Raw genomic sequence first — 1,635 nt, 5'->3', positions numbered from 1 at the left:
CGAGATACGCCCGGATCTGGGCGCTGCTGGCCGAACCATCCAGCGCCAGCGGCGGGGAGAGCGGGAAGCCACGCGCCTGCCACTCAGGTGTATAGCCGAGCTGAAACGCATCCTGGCTGGAGTCATACTCGAGATGGCCGATCAGCTGGTTACCCAGCCGAAGTTCAAGCCGATGGTGCTCAGAACCACTCATCATCACCGACCTCTGGTTGGCTGTTGCCGCTTGTTACCTGTGAGCCCACTTCCTGCACCAGTTGCAAGTGCAGCCCCAACGCCTTCATCACCAGCAACAGGGTCGAGAGGTAGACATCCCCCCCCTTCTCAATCTTGATCAGGGTCTTCTTGGAGATGCCGCACAGTGAGGCCGTCACCTCCTGGGTCATCCTGGCGGCCTTGCGTCTCTCCCGGATCGCCAGCCCCAGGGAGGCGGGATCCAGTGCTTTCGGGCCGGTTTGCAACGATGCGTCTGCCATCATGATCACGGGAAAAAGTGTAGGTTGTTACACCTTAACCCATGGTAAGAGCAAACCGCAATCAAAAGTGTACGATAGTGCACTTTTTATGGTCCTGGTACTGGTTACGAGAGAAAAGTGTAGAGGGGTTCACTTTTTAGAGCGGGGAGGTGGTGAGGGATAGTTGGGGTCGATTCAGACCGAGGGGCCGGGAGGATGTCGTTTGCAGAGCAGCATTGCACTTCACGTTCACTTCACCGAGCGATGGCCTAAATTTCCTTTCGCTGAACCAGAGTGATAATTTTGGTTTCAGTGAAAAAACGGCTTATGGGGATGCGCAATGTTTTTCCAAACATATTACCGATTAGATCCGTGGAGATTTGAGCCGCCGCTAAAGGATTTTGGGGCAATCCAATTCGATGATCCCAAGCAGATGTTTTCGCTGTTCATGCGTTACATACATGTGTTCAGCGAGGATGAAGAACCGCAAGTGCTTGTACAAACAATTCATCGCAAGGATGACATTCCGGATTCGGTACGCGTCGTGTTTACCGGAGAGGCAGAAATCGATTGGAGTCTTGGAGGAGAGAATCAGAACGGGTTTACAAACTTGCCTGATGACTATCGCGATTTCATAGTTGCGTTGCACGGGAGTATGGACCGCATGGCGTCTGAAATATTCAATGTGGTTCGTTGGCGCATGGGAATCGTCGGTGGACCATTGGGACTTCAGAGCGAATGGTCATCTATGAGATGGCACGATGACAGCAAGGGCGAGAAGATTATCGACGAGCATGGGTTCTTGAACCGTCAAATGATCGCCGGAGTATTCACTCTCCATATGCCAAAAGTGCAGGACGCCAATTTCGATGAGGAGTGTCGAGCGAATGTCGAAACCCTCATTCAGTTTCAATCCAAGCAACCGTTGTATCACGATCTTTTTCGTGAAGCATGGCAGAATCAACGGGACAATCCTCGAAGTGCACTTGTAATGGGGATTGCCGCAGCAGAGACCGGATTCAAGACAACTATGACAGACTTGAATCCGTCAGTGACTTGGATTGTCGAGAACTTACAGTCTCCGCCACTAGATCTGATGTTGCGCAACTACATGGCGCAACTGCCCGCAAGGAATCAGATTAACGGTGAAGTTCGTCGACCACCTAAAAAGGTAATTTCCGTG

3 protein-coding genes are annotated in these 1,635 nt (G+C 51.9%); 1 reads left to right on the top strand and 2 read right to left on the bottom strand.

Translation table 11 applies throughout. The annotated features are described in order from the left end of the window. Together BN1132_RS19760 and BN1132_RS15585 are read right to left on the bottom strand one after the other, a co-directional pair. Positions 1-196, bottom strand: a 196-nt coding sequence (locus BN1132_RS19760; RefSeq protein ID WP_339361507.1) for a HipA N-terminal domain-containing protein, incomplete at its 3' end; no start/stop codon positions are given. Next, a complete protein-coding gene (locus tag BN1132_RS15585; protein ID WP_167335718.1) occupies positions 180-473 on the bottom strand; it encodes a helix-turn-helix domain-containing protein in 294 nt (97 codons plus the stop codon). The genes BN1132_RS19760 and BN1132_RS15585, both read right to left, overlap by 17 nt. Positions 474-792: 319 nt before the next feature. On the opposite strand from BN1132_RS15585, the gene BN1132_RS15580 reads away from it, so the two are divergent. After that, positions 793-1,635 (top strand): hypothetical protein (locus tag BN1132_RS15580; RefSeq protein WP_042078692.1); only part of this gene is annotated, 843 nt, incomplete at its 3' end.

This window comes from Aeromonas sanarellii (genome assembly GCF_000820085.1).
Lineage (GTDB): Bacteria > Pseudomonadota > Gammaproteobacteria > Enterobacterales > Aeromonadaceae > Aeromonas > Aeromonas sanarellii.
This window is presented reverse-complemented; position numbering and strand designations above follow the sequence as displayed.

Bases quoted from the DNA above. Each gene is read 5' to 3' on its own strand.
- BN1132_RS15585 (WP_167335718.1), bottom strand. From the start codon at position 473: ATGGCAGACGCATCGTTGCAAACCGGCCCGAAAGCACTGGATCCCGCC.